Here is a 15,334-nt window from a genome sequence, read left to right as displayed (position 1 = left end):
TTTTTAGAGTCGAAGTAACAGGGGCTTGGTCATTCACTATCACCACATCAGGTTTTGAAAAACTGCCATCGGTGATCTCCATTGGATTCGATCGCCAGCACTGAATAAACTTCATCTATGATTGTCTATATTGACCTCTGTTAACTGAATCTATTTGTTTGATAACAGATTTTGTGAAAAATTCAGCAAGCTTGTGTCAAAATAGGGAGCACCATTTCCTGGCTTGGCAGGATAACAAAAAGTCTGTGTTAAGCTGGATCCAATTAATAGGGTTTCGGATTTTACAGACGCTTAATGTTATAAATAAACCTGATGATAATAGCGTGATCCAATGATCTATATTAATAAAGATAATGGTGTATGGTGCTCAGGGTGCCGAATAACGTACAGAGTATCAGCCTTTCAAGTGGATAACTGAGCAGAGACTGAGAGATTGCCAGACCAAGATAGCAACAAACTGAGGGTCAATCTTAATCCGATCTCCCTGGAGGCGGATCTGGCCTATTTTGGCGCCCGTCTTGAATTGGTCGGAGAGCCGGACACCCGTTATCAGGCCGCTCAATTGAAAGTCTACAAGGCGCTGGAGACGGCACTTTGTGAGAATTTGAAAAGGCTACGAAAAAAAGAGTCCAAGTCTTCTTCGAAGAAGAAGGGTAAGTCCAAGTCCAAGAAGAGTGCTGACAAGTCTTAACCAATCGGCAAATTCAGCGGTTCTGTTCCTCTTCGTTCAGCTTGGCATCGATCTCCTGCTCTGCCTGAGCCCAGTCCTCAATCGATTTACGCGGGTCGAAGCCGTGCTTTTCAGCGATATAATAGGCTGCTGTTTCGATCATCTGGTACCTTAAGCTTGGATCGATCGGGTTGGGCCTGCTCTCCAGCAGTGGTTCGCTACGTTTGGTTTTTTTTGCCTTCTTGGTCTTCTTCTCTTTTACCTTGTCATCAAGACCGTCTTTTGTTTTTTTTGATTTTTTCCCCATGGACTGGCCTCCTCTCTGAAGCTGATTTCCCCAATACATACCGAGTCGCCGGGTTAATGACAGACGGCATTATTGCCAGAGTCCCATTCCTCTGTTTCTGGCCCGGGTTTCATAGGCCTGGTAAACCCCGAGCGTTTGCGGGTTGAGTGGGTCCCCAATGGATACACGTGCCAGACCGGCTTTCAGCATCTGCAATGCGACATCCGCACCACCATGCCTTACTAATCCGAGTATAACACCCTTTGCTGTAAGCTTTTGGTATTCCACTGTGACGATGCGCCCCGCCAGGAGCATGGCCAAATGCCGTTTGGCATTGACAGTCCAGATTCTGGAGTGCGTGGGAATATGAATAGCGGTCAGTTTTACCTGTCGATAGCGACCATCTGAAGTTTTAATCTGAATCAGTTCGCCACTGTCGACGCCAGTGACCTGTCCTTGGATGGAGGCGGCATGGCTGGTTTGGCCGATCATCAGGCAGACGGAGATAAGCGCAATCTGAATTAGCTGGGTATGTCTCATTCGATTGACTCGTATTGATGCCAGTGTTGCAACAGTGTGTCCCTCGTGCCCTTCCTGACACATAGGTTACAGAATATTCCGGGGACATAGGTTACACAATTTAGCATTTGAGGGGGACCTCAGATGCCCTGGAAAGAGTGTAATCTTATGAACGAACGCCTCCGATTTGTTGCCCGTCTGCTCGATGGTGAAAAGATGTCTGTCGTTTGCCGGGAGTTTGGTATCTCCCGTAAGACAGGCTACAAAATCTACAATCGCTACAAGGACTTCGGTCTCAGGGGATTAGAGGACAGGGCCAGGAGCCCTTATCGGCACCCCAACAAGTTACCCTTCCAGGTGGAGACGGCCATTCTGAGGGTCAAGCGGGAACACACCAGTTGGGGTGCGCCCAAGATTCGAGAAAAGCTGATCAAACAATACCCCATGATCAAGCCACCGGCGATCAGCACCATTCACGCCACGCTGGACCGCCATGGCTTGGTGAAGCGACGTAAGCACCGTCGCCACAAGGTCCAAGGGACAGTGTTGAGTGATGCCCGCTCTCCCAACGAGTTGTGGTGTTCCGATTACAAGGGTCAGTTCCGCCTGGGTAATCGCAAGTACTGCTATCCATTAACAATCACAGACTACCGCTCACGCTATCTGCTGGCTTGCGAAGCTCTGGAATCCACTCAGGAAACCGGAGCTTTTCCCGTTTTTGAGCGGGTGTTTCGGGAGTTCGGCCTGCCCACGGCGATCCGAACCGACAACGGTGTGCCATTTGCCTCGCCCCATGCTCTGTTTGGCTTGAGCCGACTCGCCGTCTGGTGGCTGCGTCTCGGCATTGCGATTGAACGCATCAAGCCGGGCCACCCTCAGCAGAACGGTCGCCACGAGCGGATGCACTTGACCCTCAAGAATGAAGCAACCAAACCGCCCAGCTTTAATTTTCTTCAACAGCAGGGCCGTTTCGATACGTTTATTGAGGTATACAACCATGAACGCCCCCATCAAGCTCTGGGTGGACGCTATCCAGGCGAAGTGTATACACCTTCTGCCCGAGAATACCAGCTCCCGGAAGTACCCGACTACCCGTTTCACGACCGCACAATTCTGGTGACTCAGTGCGGCCGAATCTGTATTGGCCGACGCAAGATCAACCTAAGTACCGTGTTCGCCGGGCAATATATTGGGATTAGAGAGATCGCTGACGAGGTCTGGCTTGTCAGCTTCATGGACTATGATCTAGGCTTTTTTGATACAGAGGTAAACCGAGTGGAGCCTGTGGGGTACAACCCATTTGCTCCAAAACTGTTACCTATGTCCTCGGAATAAAGTGTTACCTATGTGACCGGTAAGCACCTCGGTGTTATGGCGCCCTCGACAGGAGTCGAACCTGTGACCTATCGCTTAGGAGGCGATTGCTCTATCCTGCTGAGCTACGAGGGCATATGCTGATTGCTAACCAGGCATTAAGTATCCAGATATTTAGGCTACTAGAGCTGCTCAGGTGTTTCGGCGGCTCAAAGGCAATAGCCCATCCCATGTCAGGAGTTGTCTTACACAGGTTAGCCGTCATTTTAGCAAAATCTGCTGACAGGTTGCTTTGTCAGAATCGATAAGGCCTGGGTTAGTATTTCCCTGTATGGGAGGCAAAATGGTACGCTGTTTTGCTCGGTTTTTAAACTGCCAAACCATCGCTCCACATAACCTTGCCTAATCTACTTGCTGATCGATAGCAGGTTCTGGTAAACCCTTCTGTAGAGACAATCCATGGCAACATTGAGGGTGGAATTTCAAGAATTTCCGTTAAAATTGCATCCAAACCGGAAAATGATACGTATAAAACTGATAGCACTGATGGTCGTTCCAGCGGTCTATTGGAGAAAGAAATATAAAAGCGGTGATTAAACATGTTAGATACAGTCCATCTACTCCATCCTTCGACCTTCCCGAATATTCAGCGGGAGAGGCTGGAGACCCTGCAGGTCAATCTGGGCTTTCTCTGCAATCTCTCCTGTGTGCATTGTCATGTCAATGCGGGGCCCAAGCGTACCGAGTTGATGAGTCGGGAGACAGTGGATGATGTACTCAGGTTTCTCCGCAGCCACGGACTGAAGCGTCTCGACCTGACCGGTGGTGCTCCGGAGATGAATCCCCACTTTCGTTACCTGGTAGAGCAGGCGCGAGCGATGGATGTGCATGTGATCGACCGAAGTAATCTGGTGATCATGCAGCAGGAGGGGTATCAGGATCTACCTGAATTTCTTGCAGCACATCAGGTTGAGGTGGTCGCCTCTCTGCCCTGTTACCTGGAAGAGAATGTGGATCAACAACGGGGCAAAGGGAGTTATGGCCAAAGCATCAAGTCGCTGAAGAAACTCAACAGCCTGGGCTATGGTCTGAGTGACAGCAAGCTTACCCTGAACCTGGTCTACAATCCCCAGGGGCCTTCTCTGCCTCCTCCGCAAGAACCACTGCAGGCGGATTACCAACGGGAGCTGGAACAACGCTTTGGCGTCCACTTCAATCAACTGTTCACTATCACCAATATGCCGATCCAGCGATTCGGCAGCCTGCTGCAGTCGAAAGGGCAGTTCGGTGAATATATGACACTGTTGCGCGGTGCCTACCAGGCCGACAATCTACAGAGTGTGATGTGCCGAACCCTGTTGAGTGTCGACTGGCAGGGTTATCTCTACGACTGCGACTTCAATCAGATGCTGAAGATCCATCTGAAGACTGACAACTCTTTCAAACCACACTTGCGTGATCTGTTTGAATTGGATCTCCATGGCTTTGATATCCAGGTGGCAGAGCACTGTTATGGCTGTACGGCCGGGCAGGGTAGCAGTTGCGGAGGGGCATTGGGGGATTGACAGATCCACCCATGGTTGAAGATTCAAGGAGAATAGAGCAGCCGTGTCGGCACAACTCAGCATAGTGATTCCCTGCCTCAATGAGGGAGAGGTGCTGATCGATCTGCTGCAGACGCTGCAGTACCTGCGTCAACAGGGACACGAATTGATTCTGGTGGACGGGGGAAGTGAGCCGGCGCCGGATCAATCCCTACAGGGCTGGGTCGACCACCTGCTGGTGACACAGCCTGGTCGGGCACAACAGATGAATTGCGGTGCAGCGGTCGCAACGGGGGAGCTGCTCTGGTTTCTTCATGCAGATACGCAGCTCACGCCGGGTTCAGAGAAACCGATGCTCGTACCGCCGGTCGATGCGTCACTATGGGGGCGATTCGATATCCGCCTCAGTGGCAGTCATCCCCTTTTACGGGTGGTTGAACGGATGATGAACTGGCGATCGAGGATGAGCGGTATCGCAACCGGGGATCAGGGTATATTTGTCCATCGGGCACTCTTCCGAAGGATTGGTGGATTTCCACAACAACCGCTGATGGAGGATGTGGAGATCAGCAAACGCTTGAAACGGCATGCTTCACCCCGCTGTTTGCACCAACAGCTGATCACCTCGAGCCGTCGCTGGGAGTCTGCTGGAATTTTACCGACAATCCTGTTGATGTGGGGATTGCGTCTCGCCTATTGGCTGGGTGTCAGTCCGCAACGACTGGCGGATTATTATCGCAATCATAGACACTGACCTCCGATGACCAAGCCATCCAGAGCTGTGCTCATCTTCTCCAAGCTACCCGAAACGGGCAAGGTGAAAACCAGACTGATACCGGAACTGGGTGCCGAGAGGGCAGCCGAACTCTATTGCCGACTGTTGGATCGTCAACTTGCCTGGCTGACAGCTGAGACGGATTACTCAATCCAACTTTGGCTTACACCTTCAATCGACCATCCTCTGATCCAACAGTGGGTCAACACACCGGCTCTGAGTCTCTTTTTACAGCAGGGTGAGGATCTGGGTGAACGTATGATGCATGCCGCCCACAGCGCCTTGCAAAGCTATCGGCAGGTCGTCCTGATTGGGGTCGATTGTCCGGCATTGACTCCGGTCCACCTGCAACAGGCCTTCGCCTGGTTGGAATCACACGATGGGGTATTGGGGCCAGCTCAGGATGGGGGATATGTGCTGTTGGGGTTGAAATCAACACCCCGGGCTCTGTTTAAAGACCATCACTGGGGGGAGGCCGATGTGGCCGAAACCACCCGGGAGGCTATGCAACAGCTGGGGTGGCGTTGGCGGGAATTGCCATTGCTCTGGGACCTCGATCGAGCCGAAGATTTGGCGCAACTCGAGACTCTGGGTATTCCACTGAACTGAATGGTGTGGAAACCTGCTGAGCCGTATCAGTTTACCGCGCGGTGACGTTTGATCTGCCAGAGCCCGGTCATAGCGATCAGCAACACAATAAGGATCAGTGCCGGCAGATCCAGGAGCGGTACTGCAATCGGGTTGGCCATCGTGGTCGCCCCCGGAATGAATGTCAGGGTGGTCGTCCAGGCGCCGCCATCGGAGGCCAGTGCCGTATAGGGAATCAGGGTTGTCAGTGTGGCAACACCATTGTTCCCAGCAATGTTCAAATCACCGGCGAAATTGGGTGTGTTGGTGAAGATCACATTGGTCCAGTCAGCTAGCGTGAAAGTCTGTGATCCGCCAGGGGTAGCGCCGCCGGTGATGGTCAGGGAACCGGAAATAATGTTGCCCAGGGGCAGCGGATTGCCATCGGCGACAACCGTGTCATCCCAGGTGAAAGAACCGTTCCCGGTTTCACCGCCGGTGCCAGTGAAGGTGAAGCTGTGCCTCAGTTCGATGGCAAAGGCATCGGATATGAACAGCAGAAGGGCGAAAAGAGAGAGCAGGCGATAGAGATTGTGTTTTGTCATCATCACTGTTCAATCACTTCAGGTGAAGCGGCCAGGCCAACCTAACTTACCCTGGTGATACCTATAAAAAACTTACCAACACAGTGCACTTTATACGCCACACCAGGCCAGTGCAATGTTTTAGGGCCTGTTAACACTAATCCAATGCGCCCTGCTGGGTCTGTTTTTGTGTCCAGCAAGGCGCATTGGATTAGTGTTAACAGGCCCTAGGCCTTTCCCAGGGATTTGGAACTGCTGGTAGGCCTGGATTCCCCCTCTGGCCCATAGGTCTTGTCGCTGTTTGCAAATCCCCTCAGAACATCCAGGGCGTGGGCAACCTGATGCTGGTTGAGCTGAACGGCTCCGCCATTGATCTCATTCTGCTTCTGGCACGCCTCAAGCCGGGATGTGAGTTGATTCCACTGCTCCTGCAGCGCTGCATTGTCAGGACATTGCTGAATAAACGCCTCTGTTCCTTTACGGTCCGGGGTGAAACCCAGGGAGCCGAGCAGCTGGTTGTGCTGTAACACGCTCTGTTCAATCTGCTGCAGTTGCTGTTGCTTTTGTCCCAGCAGCTCTTCCAGCTTTTTCGATGGTGAGGATTTCAGCAGTTCAAACTCCTGGCGCAGCAGGTTGAGTAGCTGCTGTGAAAGTTCGGCTTCTATCTGTACGATTCTGACGAAGCTCATCTGCTGTTGTGGATTGATCATGATGAGTGTGAGTAGGCCTTAGTGCAGTGAAAGTTCCATCGCCAACATTTTGTCGGCGCAGGTCTGGGGATCGATGGTAAAGCTGCCATTGGCCAGTGCCTGCTGCACGGCTTCAACTTTCTGCGCATCGACGATCGGCATATTGGCAATGCGTCCTTCGAGCTCCTGAAGTTTGCCTGCATCCCCCGTGATATTCAGGCTGTCACCTCCACCTGTGGTTGAAGCGGCGGTTGCCGCTTTGCCACCTTGGGCCTTGCCGCTGCCTTTTGCTTTGCCGCTTTTACCCGTACCTTTCAGGCTACGACTTGAAAGACTGTTGATTTGAATGGGCATCGCGATACCTCAGTTTCCCGGATCTGGACTATTCTGCCACGGGCAGGGAATATTCCAATCATGATTTCAGTTTTTTTTCACCTGATTGTTTGGATTGTATACCTCAGTCGACCATCACCAAACCCTTTGATACCACTCTGGCCTCTACCTGCTTTTTCGATTTGGTGTTCATAACGGTTATCAGATCACCAGGATTACCCTGTTTCATGGCTTTCCCCTGCATCCGTACCTGGATGCCACCGGCACCGGCCACAATGGTAACCGGATCGCCACGTTTGACCGTTTTTCTCACCACCAGCATGGATGGTGTGACCACCTGGCCCCGGCGAATGGTGCGCTTCGAAGTCTGACCGGTAACTTCTTCGACGGTCTCGAAATAGCCTCGCAGCAGGTGACTGGTATCAGAGACTTTGATTTTCAGGTCCTTGGTGGTGATCGCCTGTCCCCGGGGCAGGTCGCGAACCGCAACGACCACCGGTGCCTCAATGGAGACATTGGCAGAGATATAGATTGACCAGGGACTGGGTGTCTGACAGCGGACCCCCACGGTTGTGCGGCCCAGTTTGACCCCGCCTGGTGGACTGAACGCTTCCAGCGGCGCTTCGCAGCGGGCCAGCTTGAGGCGGTGGTCCAATGGGGTGATTTTTACACTCGCCCCTGCCGTATCCTGGACCAGTGTTGTCTCCAGGTACGCTTTGGCAGCCTTCGCGATCGCCTGGTGGGCGTGGTGTTCGCTTTCCAGTGGCTGGCCCGATAAGCTGCCGGATAGTAGCAGTCCGAGCAGCAGTGTAGAGCCAAGTGTGAAAGGGTTGATCATTCGGTTTCTCCATGCGCTTCCATTGTAATTATGCAAACAATGTGCCGAAAAGAACGATCATTGAACCTGGCCTAAAGGTCAACGCTGACAAGCCGCCATACTTATTACTGTACTTCAGCGAAAACTGCATATTTGAAGGTGGCAAACCATGGCGTCAATGTTAGACAGTGTTGACCAAAGGACAAAACTGGCCGGACAAAACCGTCTTGAACTCTTGCTGTTTCGTCTTGCGGGGCGTCAGGTTTTTGGCATTAATGTGTTCAAAGTGAAGGAGGTTGTGCAGTGTCCTCCCCTGACCGCATTGCCAAGAGCCCATGAGAATATCCGTGGTGTGGCCTCGCTGAGGGGAAATAACATCCCGGTGATGGATCTCTGTCATGCCATCGGCGGACCCAAAATGGGCAATGCCACGGACTATTTCATCATCATTACGGAATACAATCGCCGTCTGCTGGCATTTCTGGTGGGCAGTGTGGAGCGTATCGTCAACACCCACTGGGAAGACATTCTGCCGCCCCCGCAAGGGGTGGGCCGCAACAGCTATATGACAGCGGTTACCGAGATCGAGGGGACCCTGGTTGAGATCATCGATGTTGAGAAGGTATTGAGTGAAGTGCTGGGTATCGATGAAGAGATCACCAAACCGATCGATACCGAAGGGGCTGACCTGGAGGCCTACAAAGTGTTGGTGGTGGACGACTCCATGGTGGCCCGCAATCAGATCAAAAAGGTGCTCGAAGAGATTGGCCTTGAAACCATTCTGGCGAAAGATGGCAAAGATGCTCTGACGCACCTTGAAGCCTGGTCTGAAGAGGGTAAGGTGAGTGATTGGCTGGCGATGGTTATCTCGGATATCGAAATGCCGAAGATGGATGGATACTCCCTGGTGAGCGCCATTCGTGATAATCCCAAGCTTTCCGATCTGTATGTGATCCTTCACTCTTCACTGAGTGGTGTGTTTAATGAGAGTATGGTGAAAAAGGTTGGAGCAAATCAGTTCCTTGCCAAGTTCATGCCCGATGAGTTGGTTGGTACCGTAACCAAACGAATGAAAGAAATTTCATAAAAATTAAACACCTAGGCATAAAATAACAATTTCTACTATGTACAATCGACACGCGGCCATTTCGTCTGCTGACTATGATGCTTTTAAGGATTTTCTCCAGCAGGCCTGCGGTATTCTGCTGGGAAACGGCAAGGAGTATCTGGTCTCGAGTCGTTTGAACAGTGTGATGAAAGAGGCGGGCATTGCCACCCTTGGTGAACTGCTGAAGCAGATCAAATCACCCATTCACTCACGCCTGAAGGTAAAGGTCATCGACGCCATGACCACCAATGAGACCTTCTGGTTTCGAGATATCGGCCACTATATCCTGCTAAAGGAGACCATCCTACCGGATCTGAATCAACAGATGAGTGGTTCCATCCGAATCTGGTCCGCCGCCTGTTCCAGCGGCCAGGAACCCTACAACATCAGTATGATTGCGGATGAGTACCAGGCGGCGAAAGGACGGGGCCGTCAGGTTCAGATTCAAGCCACCGACATCTCCAGCAAGATCCTCGATGAAGCCCGGGCGGGGGTCTATTGCGGCCTGGCGGTTGAACGGGGGTTGACCCAGGAACAGCGGCAGCGCTTTTTCAATCCGAAAGGGGATTGCCTGGAAGTGAAGCCAGAGATCAAACGGCGGGTCAATTTCAAGCCGATGAATCTGGCCGACAGCTTCCACCCCATGGGGCGCTTTGATGTGATCTTCTGCCGTAATGTATTGATCTATTTTTCAAACGAACTGAAAAAAGACATCGTTGAACGGATGGCGGATATCCTCAACCCCGGCGGCTATCTGTTTCTTGGTTCCACCGAATCGATCAATCAGCTGACCAATCGGTTCGAGATGAAAGTTGGGCATGGCGGCATCTCCTACCGACTGAAAGACTAGGCTCAACAGGCCGATGTCTATCGGCGTCTCTCGCAAACGCTCTCCTGCCAAACGCTAGTCCGCTGTTTTCATCCTATCCGGTTCCTCAATCCAACGGCAAAGCTTGCCGTTTTGCGGCAGTCGCTTGCCGTCGCACAGGTCGGTAGGCTGTACGCGCGCTCGTTCAACCCAGCAATCACCCACTGTTTCAGCCAGTTAAAGCAATTGGCATGCTCCCTGCTACTTGCTCAGTGAGTCATTTTATCCAGTGGAGCATCTGATGGACTTCGACAACCTCTTCGGCATACATGAGCGGGCCCTGGTTCTGCGCTCCCAGAGAGCGGAGATCCTATCCGCCAATCTGGCCAATGCCGACACCCCGGGTTACAAGGCGAGGGATATCGACTTCAAAGCGATGCTGCAACAGCAGATGGGCGACGGCATGCGAATGGCCACCACCAGCAGCGGCCATATCCAGGCAGAGTCAGGAACCGTGCCACCGGCACAGCTGCTCTACCGGGTGCCGAGTCAGCCTTCACTGGATGGCAATACGGTGAATAGTGAGCGTGAGCATGCGGCCTTCGGTACCAATGCCATCGAATATCAGACCAGTCTCAATTTCGTCAACAGCAAGATCAGTGGTCTTCGTAAAGCGCTGAAGGGTGAATAGTCATGTCCATCTTCAAGATATTTGATACGGCAGCAACCGGCATGGGCGCCCAGACACTGCGCATGAATCTGGTGGCCAGCAACATGGCCAATGCGGATGCGGTAAGCAGCAGTCTCGATGAGACCTATCGTGCCAGACAGCCGGTGTTTCAGACCATGCTCGATCAGTTCAATCCGGATGCGGTTGCCCATGGTGTCCGCATGGCCGGTGTGGTGGAGAGTGATGCACCGTTGATTCAGGAGCATGCACCGGATCATCCGCTGGCCAACGAAGAGGGTTATATCTTCCGTTCCAACGTCAATATGGTTGAAGAGATGGCCAACATGCTCTCAGCCTCCCGTTCTTATCAGAGCAATGTGGAAGTGGCGAATTCCGCCAAGCAGTTGTTGCTTGCCACCCTGCGCATGGGTCAATAAGGAGACCGTTATGACAACCGGCATCGTTTCCGCCTACAACCAATATGAAGACATCGGCCTGGTCAGAGAGCCAGAGACCAATCAGTCCGAACAGGGACAACTCGGCCTGGAAGACTTCATGAATCTACTGGTCACCGAGCTGACCCATCAGGATCCTTTCAAGCCGATGGAGAACTCCGAGATGGCCACCCAGGTCTCTCAATTTGCCACCGTATCGGGGATTGGGGATCTGAATGACTCGTTTAATGATCTGCGTGGCGCATTGACTTCCAACCAGGCCTTGCAGGCAGCCAGTCTGGTCGGTCGGGATGTGCTGGTTGAGAGTAATGTGGGTGTATTGAACGAAGGCGAGACCGTACAGGGCAGTCTGGTACTGCCGGCCTCGGCCAGCAACATCACCCTCCGGGTTACCAACAGTACCGGCGAACTGGTACGTGAGCTGCCGCTTGGTACCCATGAGGCGGGTAACCTCTCCTTCAGCTGGGACGGCTATGACGATGCCGGTCACTATGCGGGTGACGGCTTCTACCAGATTACCGCCACTGCCAGCGTCGATGATGCCGAGATGGCCCCCACCGTACTGGTATCGGCCCAGGTGGAGAGCGTCAATCTGGGTGGTTCAGGCGGTATCCAGCTCAACCTGGACGGCCTGGGGCAGGTCTCCATGAATGACGTGGTACAGATTCAATAAACAAAAGGTTTTTAGATTGGATGGGCGGTGTCCATTCAGTGAATAGACAGGAGAAAAAAGATGGCATTTCGTATCGCACTGAGTGGTCTGGATGCAGCTTCCACCGATCTGGAAGTTACCGGACACAATATCGCAAACGCCAGTACCGTTGGTTTTAAACAATCCCGCGCCGAGTTTGCAGATATCTATGCCAACTCGATCAGCGATGTGAGCAGTTCGGTGCCAGGTCGTGGTGTGCGGGTGACCCGGGTTGCCCAGCAGTTCTCCCAGGGCAGTACCGAGTTCACCTCCAACAATCTGGATATGGCAATCAATGGTGAAGGCTTCTTCGTGATGGAAGACTCAGCTGGTGATCGTTCCTACTCCAGGGCCGGGGCATTCTCCGTGGATCGTGATGGTAACGTGGTTGACCAGGCCGGATCCAGGCTGCAGATCTTTCCGCGTATCGGAACAACCGGCAGCCTGTTCAACACCGGTTCAACTGTCGACCTCAACCTGCCGGTGGTTTCGGGTACACCGCAAACCACCTCAAGCATCGACGCAACCCTGAATCTGAGTGCTTCCGAGCAGCCGCCTGCCGTCGCCCTGGATCCGACTGCGGCGACCTTTACCTTTCCACCCGATCCATTGAGTTACAACCACTCAACCGCAACCACCATCTACGACTCACTGGGTACCGCGCATACTGCAACCATGTTCTATGTCAAAGTGGCGGATAACCAGTGGAATGCCTTCAGTTTCGTCGATGGTAACAATGTCACGGTGGGTGGTAACACCTTTGCCGATATCCAGTTCACCAACAGTGGCGCCCTGGCCGTCAGCACCGGTGATGTGGATGCCCTGGGTAATGTTGTTATCGACGATTTCAACCCAGGCGGTGGTGCGGCCGATATCAGTGGTATGACCTTCAACTACAGTGCCACCTCACAATTCGGTTCTGGATTTGCCGTTAACGAACTCTCCCAGGATGGTTTCACCTCAGGCCGACTGAGTGGTGTGGATGTGGATGATTCCGGCATTGTATTCGCCCGTTTTACCAACGGACAATCAGAGCCTCTGGGTAAGATTGCCCTGGCGCGTTTTTCCAACACCCAGGGTCTGCGTCAGATCGGCGATACCAACTGGGCGGAATCCTTCGCCTCGGGTGATGTGCAGATTGGTGAGGCCGGTACCAGCAGTTATGGACTGATCCAGTCCGGTGCGCTGGAGAATTCCAATGTGGATTTGGCCAAACAGTTGGTCAACCTGATCACGGCACAACGTAACTTCCAGGCGAATGCGCAGGTGATCACCACAGCGGATGCGGTAACCCAGACCGTCATCAATATCAGATAGTCATGACTTCTGATTGACTCTCAAGATTCGTAGGGTGCGGCATTCCGTACCCTACTCTGATCACACCTAGGGTTGGGCAGTCCCACTGAGTTCCTGGCAATCACCACTCCCTGATTTACTGACCAGGTTTTAGCAAGAAACGCTCAACGCTGTTGATAACCTCGGTATTCTGCAAGATGCGCATATGACCGAGCCCCCTGGTTATCTGGAGTTCACTGCCCGTCCAGGCGGCGTGTACCGCTCTAGCATTGGAAACCGGGATATATCGATCCCGCGAGTCATGAATGATCAAGCCTGGAAGTTCGGCAGCTCGAACCCATTCCGGTAGGGATAACCTGGACCACATCTCTTCACCAAATCGTTGCTCAAGACGGCGCTTCACTTGATTGACTACCGCAGTATTCATTCCCAGGATTTTAATAAACTGCTGCAATAGGGTAGTGACGTCCTTGGGTGGTGAAATACAGACCACAGAGCTGGCCCGGGCACCGTTTGCGATTGCATGCAGAGTGCACATGCCACCAAAAGAGTGGGCGACTACGGCCGTATCTTCCCCGGACTCTTGCAGTAGTTGAGTGATAACACCACTGATTTCAAGGATGTCTGTACTGTTACCTGAAGATTGACCATGTCCAGGCGCATCAAATGCAGTGACCTGGAAGCCCTGACCCACCAGCGCCTCCACCAGCGAGGCCATCTGCCCGGCATTGCCGTTCCACCCGTGTGTCAGCAACACGGGCGCACCCTCGCCCCATCGATAGATGCAGACAGACTTGGTGCCAAATCTTCTGACTTCAGTGCTGGCCCGCGCCAATACCCGTTGCTCATCAAGAGTCACGGAACGATGCTGGGTGCGATACCAGAAGAATGTGGCCAGTCGCCCGGCCAGATAGGGAGATACCCGTGTCAGGGCGGAGAAGGCGCACTGAATCGGTGTGCGTTTGTGCATGTTTTTGCGCTTGCTTGGTGCGGATATGGCTTGTGTGGTCGATAGGGGCATCTTCGTTCTCCTCAGGGCAGATTGCCGGTGTTGAAAAAAATATAGCCCTGGACTAGGGTGTCAGTAAGAGTCATAAATGACATCTTTAATGCTATATTCGCCATCATGAAAACAGCCGTAACCGTTGCCATAGTCGTGATAGAAGAGTGCATGGCCTCGGCCATTGCCGGTTCCATCGATATGCTCTACGCAGCCAACAGAATCAGTGAGGCGATGGGTAAACAGCAACTGCCCCGTTTCGAGTGGAAAGTGGTTTCCGTGTCAGGCCTGCCGGTGAAAACAGGCAATGGCATGCTGCAGGCGGTGGATTGCAGCTTAAAGGGAATACGCCATGTGGATGTGGTCTACATTCCCGGAATGTCTGTCATCGATGAAACCCGCCTGGTCAACATCCTAGAAAACAACCGACCGCTGATCGATTGGCTGGCCAAGCGCGCCGCCGGGAAGAGCCTGATCACCAGCAGTTGCACCGGCAGTTTTTTCGTTGCTGAAGCCGGTTTACTACAGGACAAGCAAGCCACCACTGGCTGGCCCGTGGAAGGCCTTTTTGCGGCCAGATATCCGGATATCCGGCTGGACAGCAGCGAGTTGCTGGTGGCCGCGGGTTCCATTCTCAGTGCTGGTGCATCCACCTCCTATCAGGACTTGATGCTGGAAGTCATTCGGCGTTTCAGCCATAGCCGGGTTGCCCATTTGACCGCCCGTTACCTGTTGCTCGACAGCAGTCGACACTCGCAGGCCGCCTTCCGGGTCAGCAGTGTGCGTAAATATGATGACCCGGTGGTTACCAAGGCCCATGAACTGATGCAGAAGAATCTGAGTGATCCACAGCCGGTTCCTGAACTCGCCGCACACCTGAATGTCAGTGACAGGACACTGATCCGGCGATTTAAAAGCGCAACGGGTCAGGGACCCAATGCCTGTTTACAAAACCTAAGGATCGACCGGGCAAAGTGGCTGCTTGAGAGTACTGGCAAGTCTCACGAAAGCGTAGCCAATAGCGTGGGTTATACAGACGTCAGTTCCTTCAGACGTCTGTTCAAGCGCAGCATCGGCATGACCATGGGCGAATATCGAAAGCGTTTTAGAAGCAGACGTCAGACTGGGAGGTCGACCCCGATGCACAGGTTTCAGAAGCGTGCCTGACCGGATGGTTTCCAGCGCCACCAGCTGGTTTGCAATGATTC

At 53.0% G+C, this 15,334-nt stretch carries 19 protein-coding genes and 1 tRNA gene; 12 read left to right on the top strand and 8 right to left on the bottom strand.

Annotated elements, in window-relative coordinates:
* Positions 1 to 433: 433 nt before the first annotated feature.
* Positions 434 to 691, top strand: a complete 258-nt coding sequence (locus tag AC4IE8_RS18390) for a hypothetical protein (protein ID WP_490791671.1) — start codon at positions 434 to 436, stop codon at positions 689 to 691.
* A gap of 13 nt (positions 692 to 704) precedes the next feature.
* Here the strand turns inward: AC4IE8_RS18390 and AC4IE8_RS18385 are convergent, their stop codons facing one another.
* A complete protein-coding gene (locus tag AC4IE8_RS18385) occupies positions 705 to 977 on the bottom strand; it encodes a DUF2934 domain-containing protein (protein ID WP_068987987.1) in 273 nt (90 codons plus the stop codon).
* Between the two features lie 69 nt (positions 978 to 1,046).
* Positions 1,047 to 1,496: a thermonuclease family protein gene (locus tag AC4IE8_RS18380; protein ID WP_490791670.1), complete on the bottom strand. Its 450-nt coding sequence runs from the start codon at positions 1,494 to 1,496 to the stop codon at positions 1,047 to 1,049.
* Positions 1,497 to 1,643: 147 nt separating this feature from the next.
* On the opposite strand from AC4IE8_RS18380, the gene AC4IE8_RS18375 reads away from it, so the two are divergent.
* On the top strand, positions 1,644 to 2,810 hold the full coding sequence (locus AC4IE8_RS18375; RefSeq protein WP_490791669.1) for an IS481 family transposase: 1,167 nt from the start codon (positions 1,644 to 1,646) through the stop codon (positions 2,808 to 2,810).
* A 37-nt stretch (positions 2,811 to 2,847) separates the two neighbouring features.
* Here AC4IE8_RS18375 and AC4IE8_RS18370 read toward each other — a convergent pair.
* Positions 2,848 to 2,924 (bottom strand) — tRNA-Arg (locus AC4IE8_RS18370).
* 464 nt (positions 2,925 to 3,388) lie between these two features.
* On the opposite strand from AC4IE8_RS18370, the gene arsS reads away from it, so the two are divergent.
* The 3 genes from arsS to AC4IE8_RS18355 are packed head-to-tail and all read left to right on the top strand — an operon-like array spanning position 3,389 to position 5,717.
* A complete protein-coding gene (gene arsS / locus AC4IE8_RS18365) occupies positions 3,389 to 4,354 on the top strand; it encodes an arsenosugar biosynthesis radical SAM (seleno)protein ArsS (protein ID WP_490791668.1) in 966 nt (321 codons plus the stop codon).
* Between the two features lie 43 nt (positions 4,355 to 4,397).
* Positions 4,398 to 5,087, top strand: coding sequence for a TIGR04283 family arsenosugar biosynthesis glycosyltransferase (locus AC4IE8_RS18360; protein WP_490791667.1), 690 nt, complete (start codon positions 4,398 to 4,400; stop codon positions 5,085 to 5,087).
* Between the two features lie 6 nt (positions 5,088 to 5,093).
* Positions 5,094 to 5,717, top strand: a complete 624-nt coding sequence (locus AC4IE8_RS18355; RefSeq protein WP_068987990.1) for a TIGR04282 family arsenosugar biosynthesis glycosyltransferase — start codon at positions 5,094 to 5,096, stop codon at positions 5,715 to 5,717.
* A gap of 26 nt (positions 5,718 to 5,743) precedes the next feature.
* Here AC4IE8_RS18355 and AC4IE8_RS18350 read toward each other — a convergent pair whose 3' ends face one another.
* The 4 genes from AC4IE8_RS18350 to flgA all read right to left on the bottom strand — a co-directional run bounded on the left by AC4IE8_RS18350 (position 5,744) and on the right by flgA (position 8,119).
* Positions 5,744 to 6,283, bottom strand: coding sequence for a hypothetical protein (locus AC4IE8_RS18350; protein WP_490791666.1), 540 nt, complete (start codon positions 6,281 to 6,283; stop codon positions 5,744 to 5,746).
* Between the two features lie 203 nt (positions 6,284 to 6,486).
* On the bottom strand, positions 6,487 to 6,969 hold the full coding sequence (locus AC4IE8_RS18345; protein ID WP_068987992.1) for a flagella synthesis protein FlgN: 483 nt from the start codon (positions 6,967 to 6,969) through the stop codon (positions 6,487 to 6,489).
* Between the two features lie 18 nt (positions 6,970 to 6,987).
* Positions 6,988 to 7,302, bottom strand: a complete 315-nt coding sequence (gene flgM / locus AC4IE8_RS18340; protein WP_068987993.1) for a flagellar biosynthesis anti-sigma factor FlgM — start codon at positions 7,300 to 7,302, stop codon at positions 6,988 to 6,990.
* 103 nt (positions 7,303 to 7,405) lie between these two features.
* Positions 7,406 to 8,119, bottom strand: a complete 714-nt coding sequence (flgA, locus tag AC4IE8_RS18335) for a flagellar basal body P-ring formation chaperone FlgA (RefSeq protein ID WP_068987994.1) — start codon at positions 8,117 to 8,119, stop codon at positions 7,406 to 7,408.
* A gap of 148 nt (positions 8,120 to 8,267) precedes the next feature.
* On the opposite strand from flgA, the gene AC4IE8_RS18330 reads away from it, so the two are divergent.
* The 6 genes from AC4IE8_RS18330 to flgE all read left to right on the top strand — a co-directional run bounded on the left by AC4IE8_RS18330 (position 8,268) and on the right by flgE (position 13,147).
* Entirely contained in the window at positions 8,268 to 9,185 is a 918-nt protein-coding gene (locus AC4IE8_RS18330) for a chemotaxis protein CheV (RefSeq protein ID WP_068987995.1), read from the top strand.
* A 37-nt stretch (positions 9,186 to 9,222) separates the two neighbouring features.
* The gene (locus AC4IE8_RS18325; protein WP_068987996.1) at positions 9,223 to 10,056 is read left to right on the top strand and encodes a CheR family methyltransferase; all 834 of its coding nucleotides are present in this window, start codon (positions 9,223 to 9,225) and stop codon (positions 10,054 to 10,056) included.
* 259 nt (positions 10,057 to 10,315) lie between these two features.
* Positions 10,316 to 10,705 carry a flagellar basal body rod protein FlgB gene (gene flgB / locus AC4IE8_RS18320; protein WP_068988589.1) on the top strand — a complete coding sequence of 130 codons (390 nt, stop codon included), beginning with the start codon at positions 10,316 to 10,318 and terminating at the stop codon, positions 10,703 to 10,705.
* A gap of 2 nt (positions 10,706 to 10,707) precedes the next feature.
* Positions 10,708 to 11,121 carry a flagellar basal body rod protein FlgC gene (gene flgC / locus AC4IE8_RS18315; protein ID WP_068987997.1) on the top strand — a complete coding sequence of 138 codons (414 nt, stop codon included), beginning with the start codon at positions 10,708 to 10,710 and terminating at the stop codon, positions 11,119 to 11,121.
* 10 nt (positions 11,122 to 11,131) lie between these two features.
* Entirely contained in the window at positions 11,132 to 11,812 is a 681-nt protein-coding gene (locus AC4IE8_RS18310) for a flagellar hook assembly protein FlgD (protein ID WP_068987998.1), read from the top strand.
* 60 nt (positions 11,813 to 11,872) lie between these two features.
* A complete protein-coding gene (gene flgE, locus AC4IE8_RS18305; RefSeq protein ID WP_068987999.1) occupies positions 11,873 to 13,147 on the top strand; it encodes a flagellar hook protein FlgE in 1,275 nt (424 codons plus the stop codon).
* Between the two features lie 115 nt (positions 13,148 to 13,262).
* Here the strand turns inward: flgE and AC4IE8_RS18300 are convergent, their stop codons facing one another.
* Entirely contained in the window at positions 13,263 to 14,147 is an 885-nt protein-coding gene (locus tag AC4IE8_RS18300; RefSeq protein WP_068988000.1) for an alpha/beta fold hydrolase, read from the bottom strand.
* 105 nt (positions 14,148 to 14,252) lie between these two features.
* On the opposite strand from AC4IE8_RS18300, the gene AC4IE8_RS18295 reads away from it, so the two are divergent.
* A complete protein-coding gene (locus AC4IE8_RS18295; RefSeq protein ID WP_068988001.1) occupies positions 14,253 to 15,293 on the top strand; it encodes a GlxA family transcriptional regulator in 1,041 nt (346 codons plus the stop codon).
* The last annotated feature ends 41 nt before the right edge of the window (positions 15,294 to 15,334 follow it).

The sequence above is a fragment of the Candidatus Thiodiazotropha sp. AKAK2 genome, from assembly GCF_058244685.1.
This window is presented reverse-complemented; position numbering and strand designations above follow the sequence as displayed.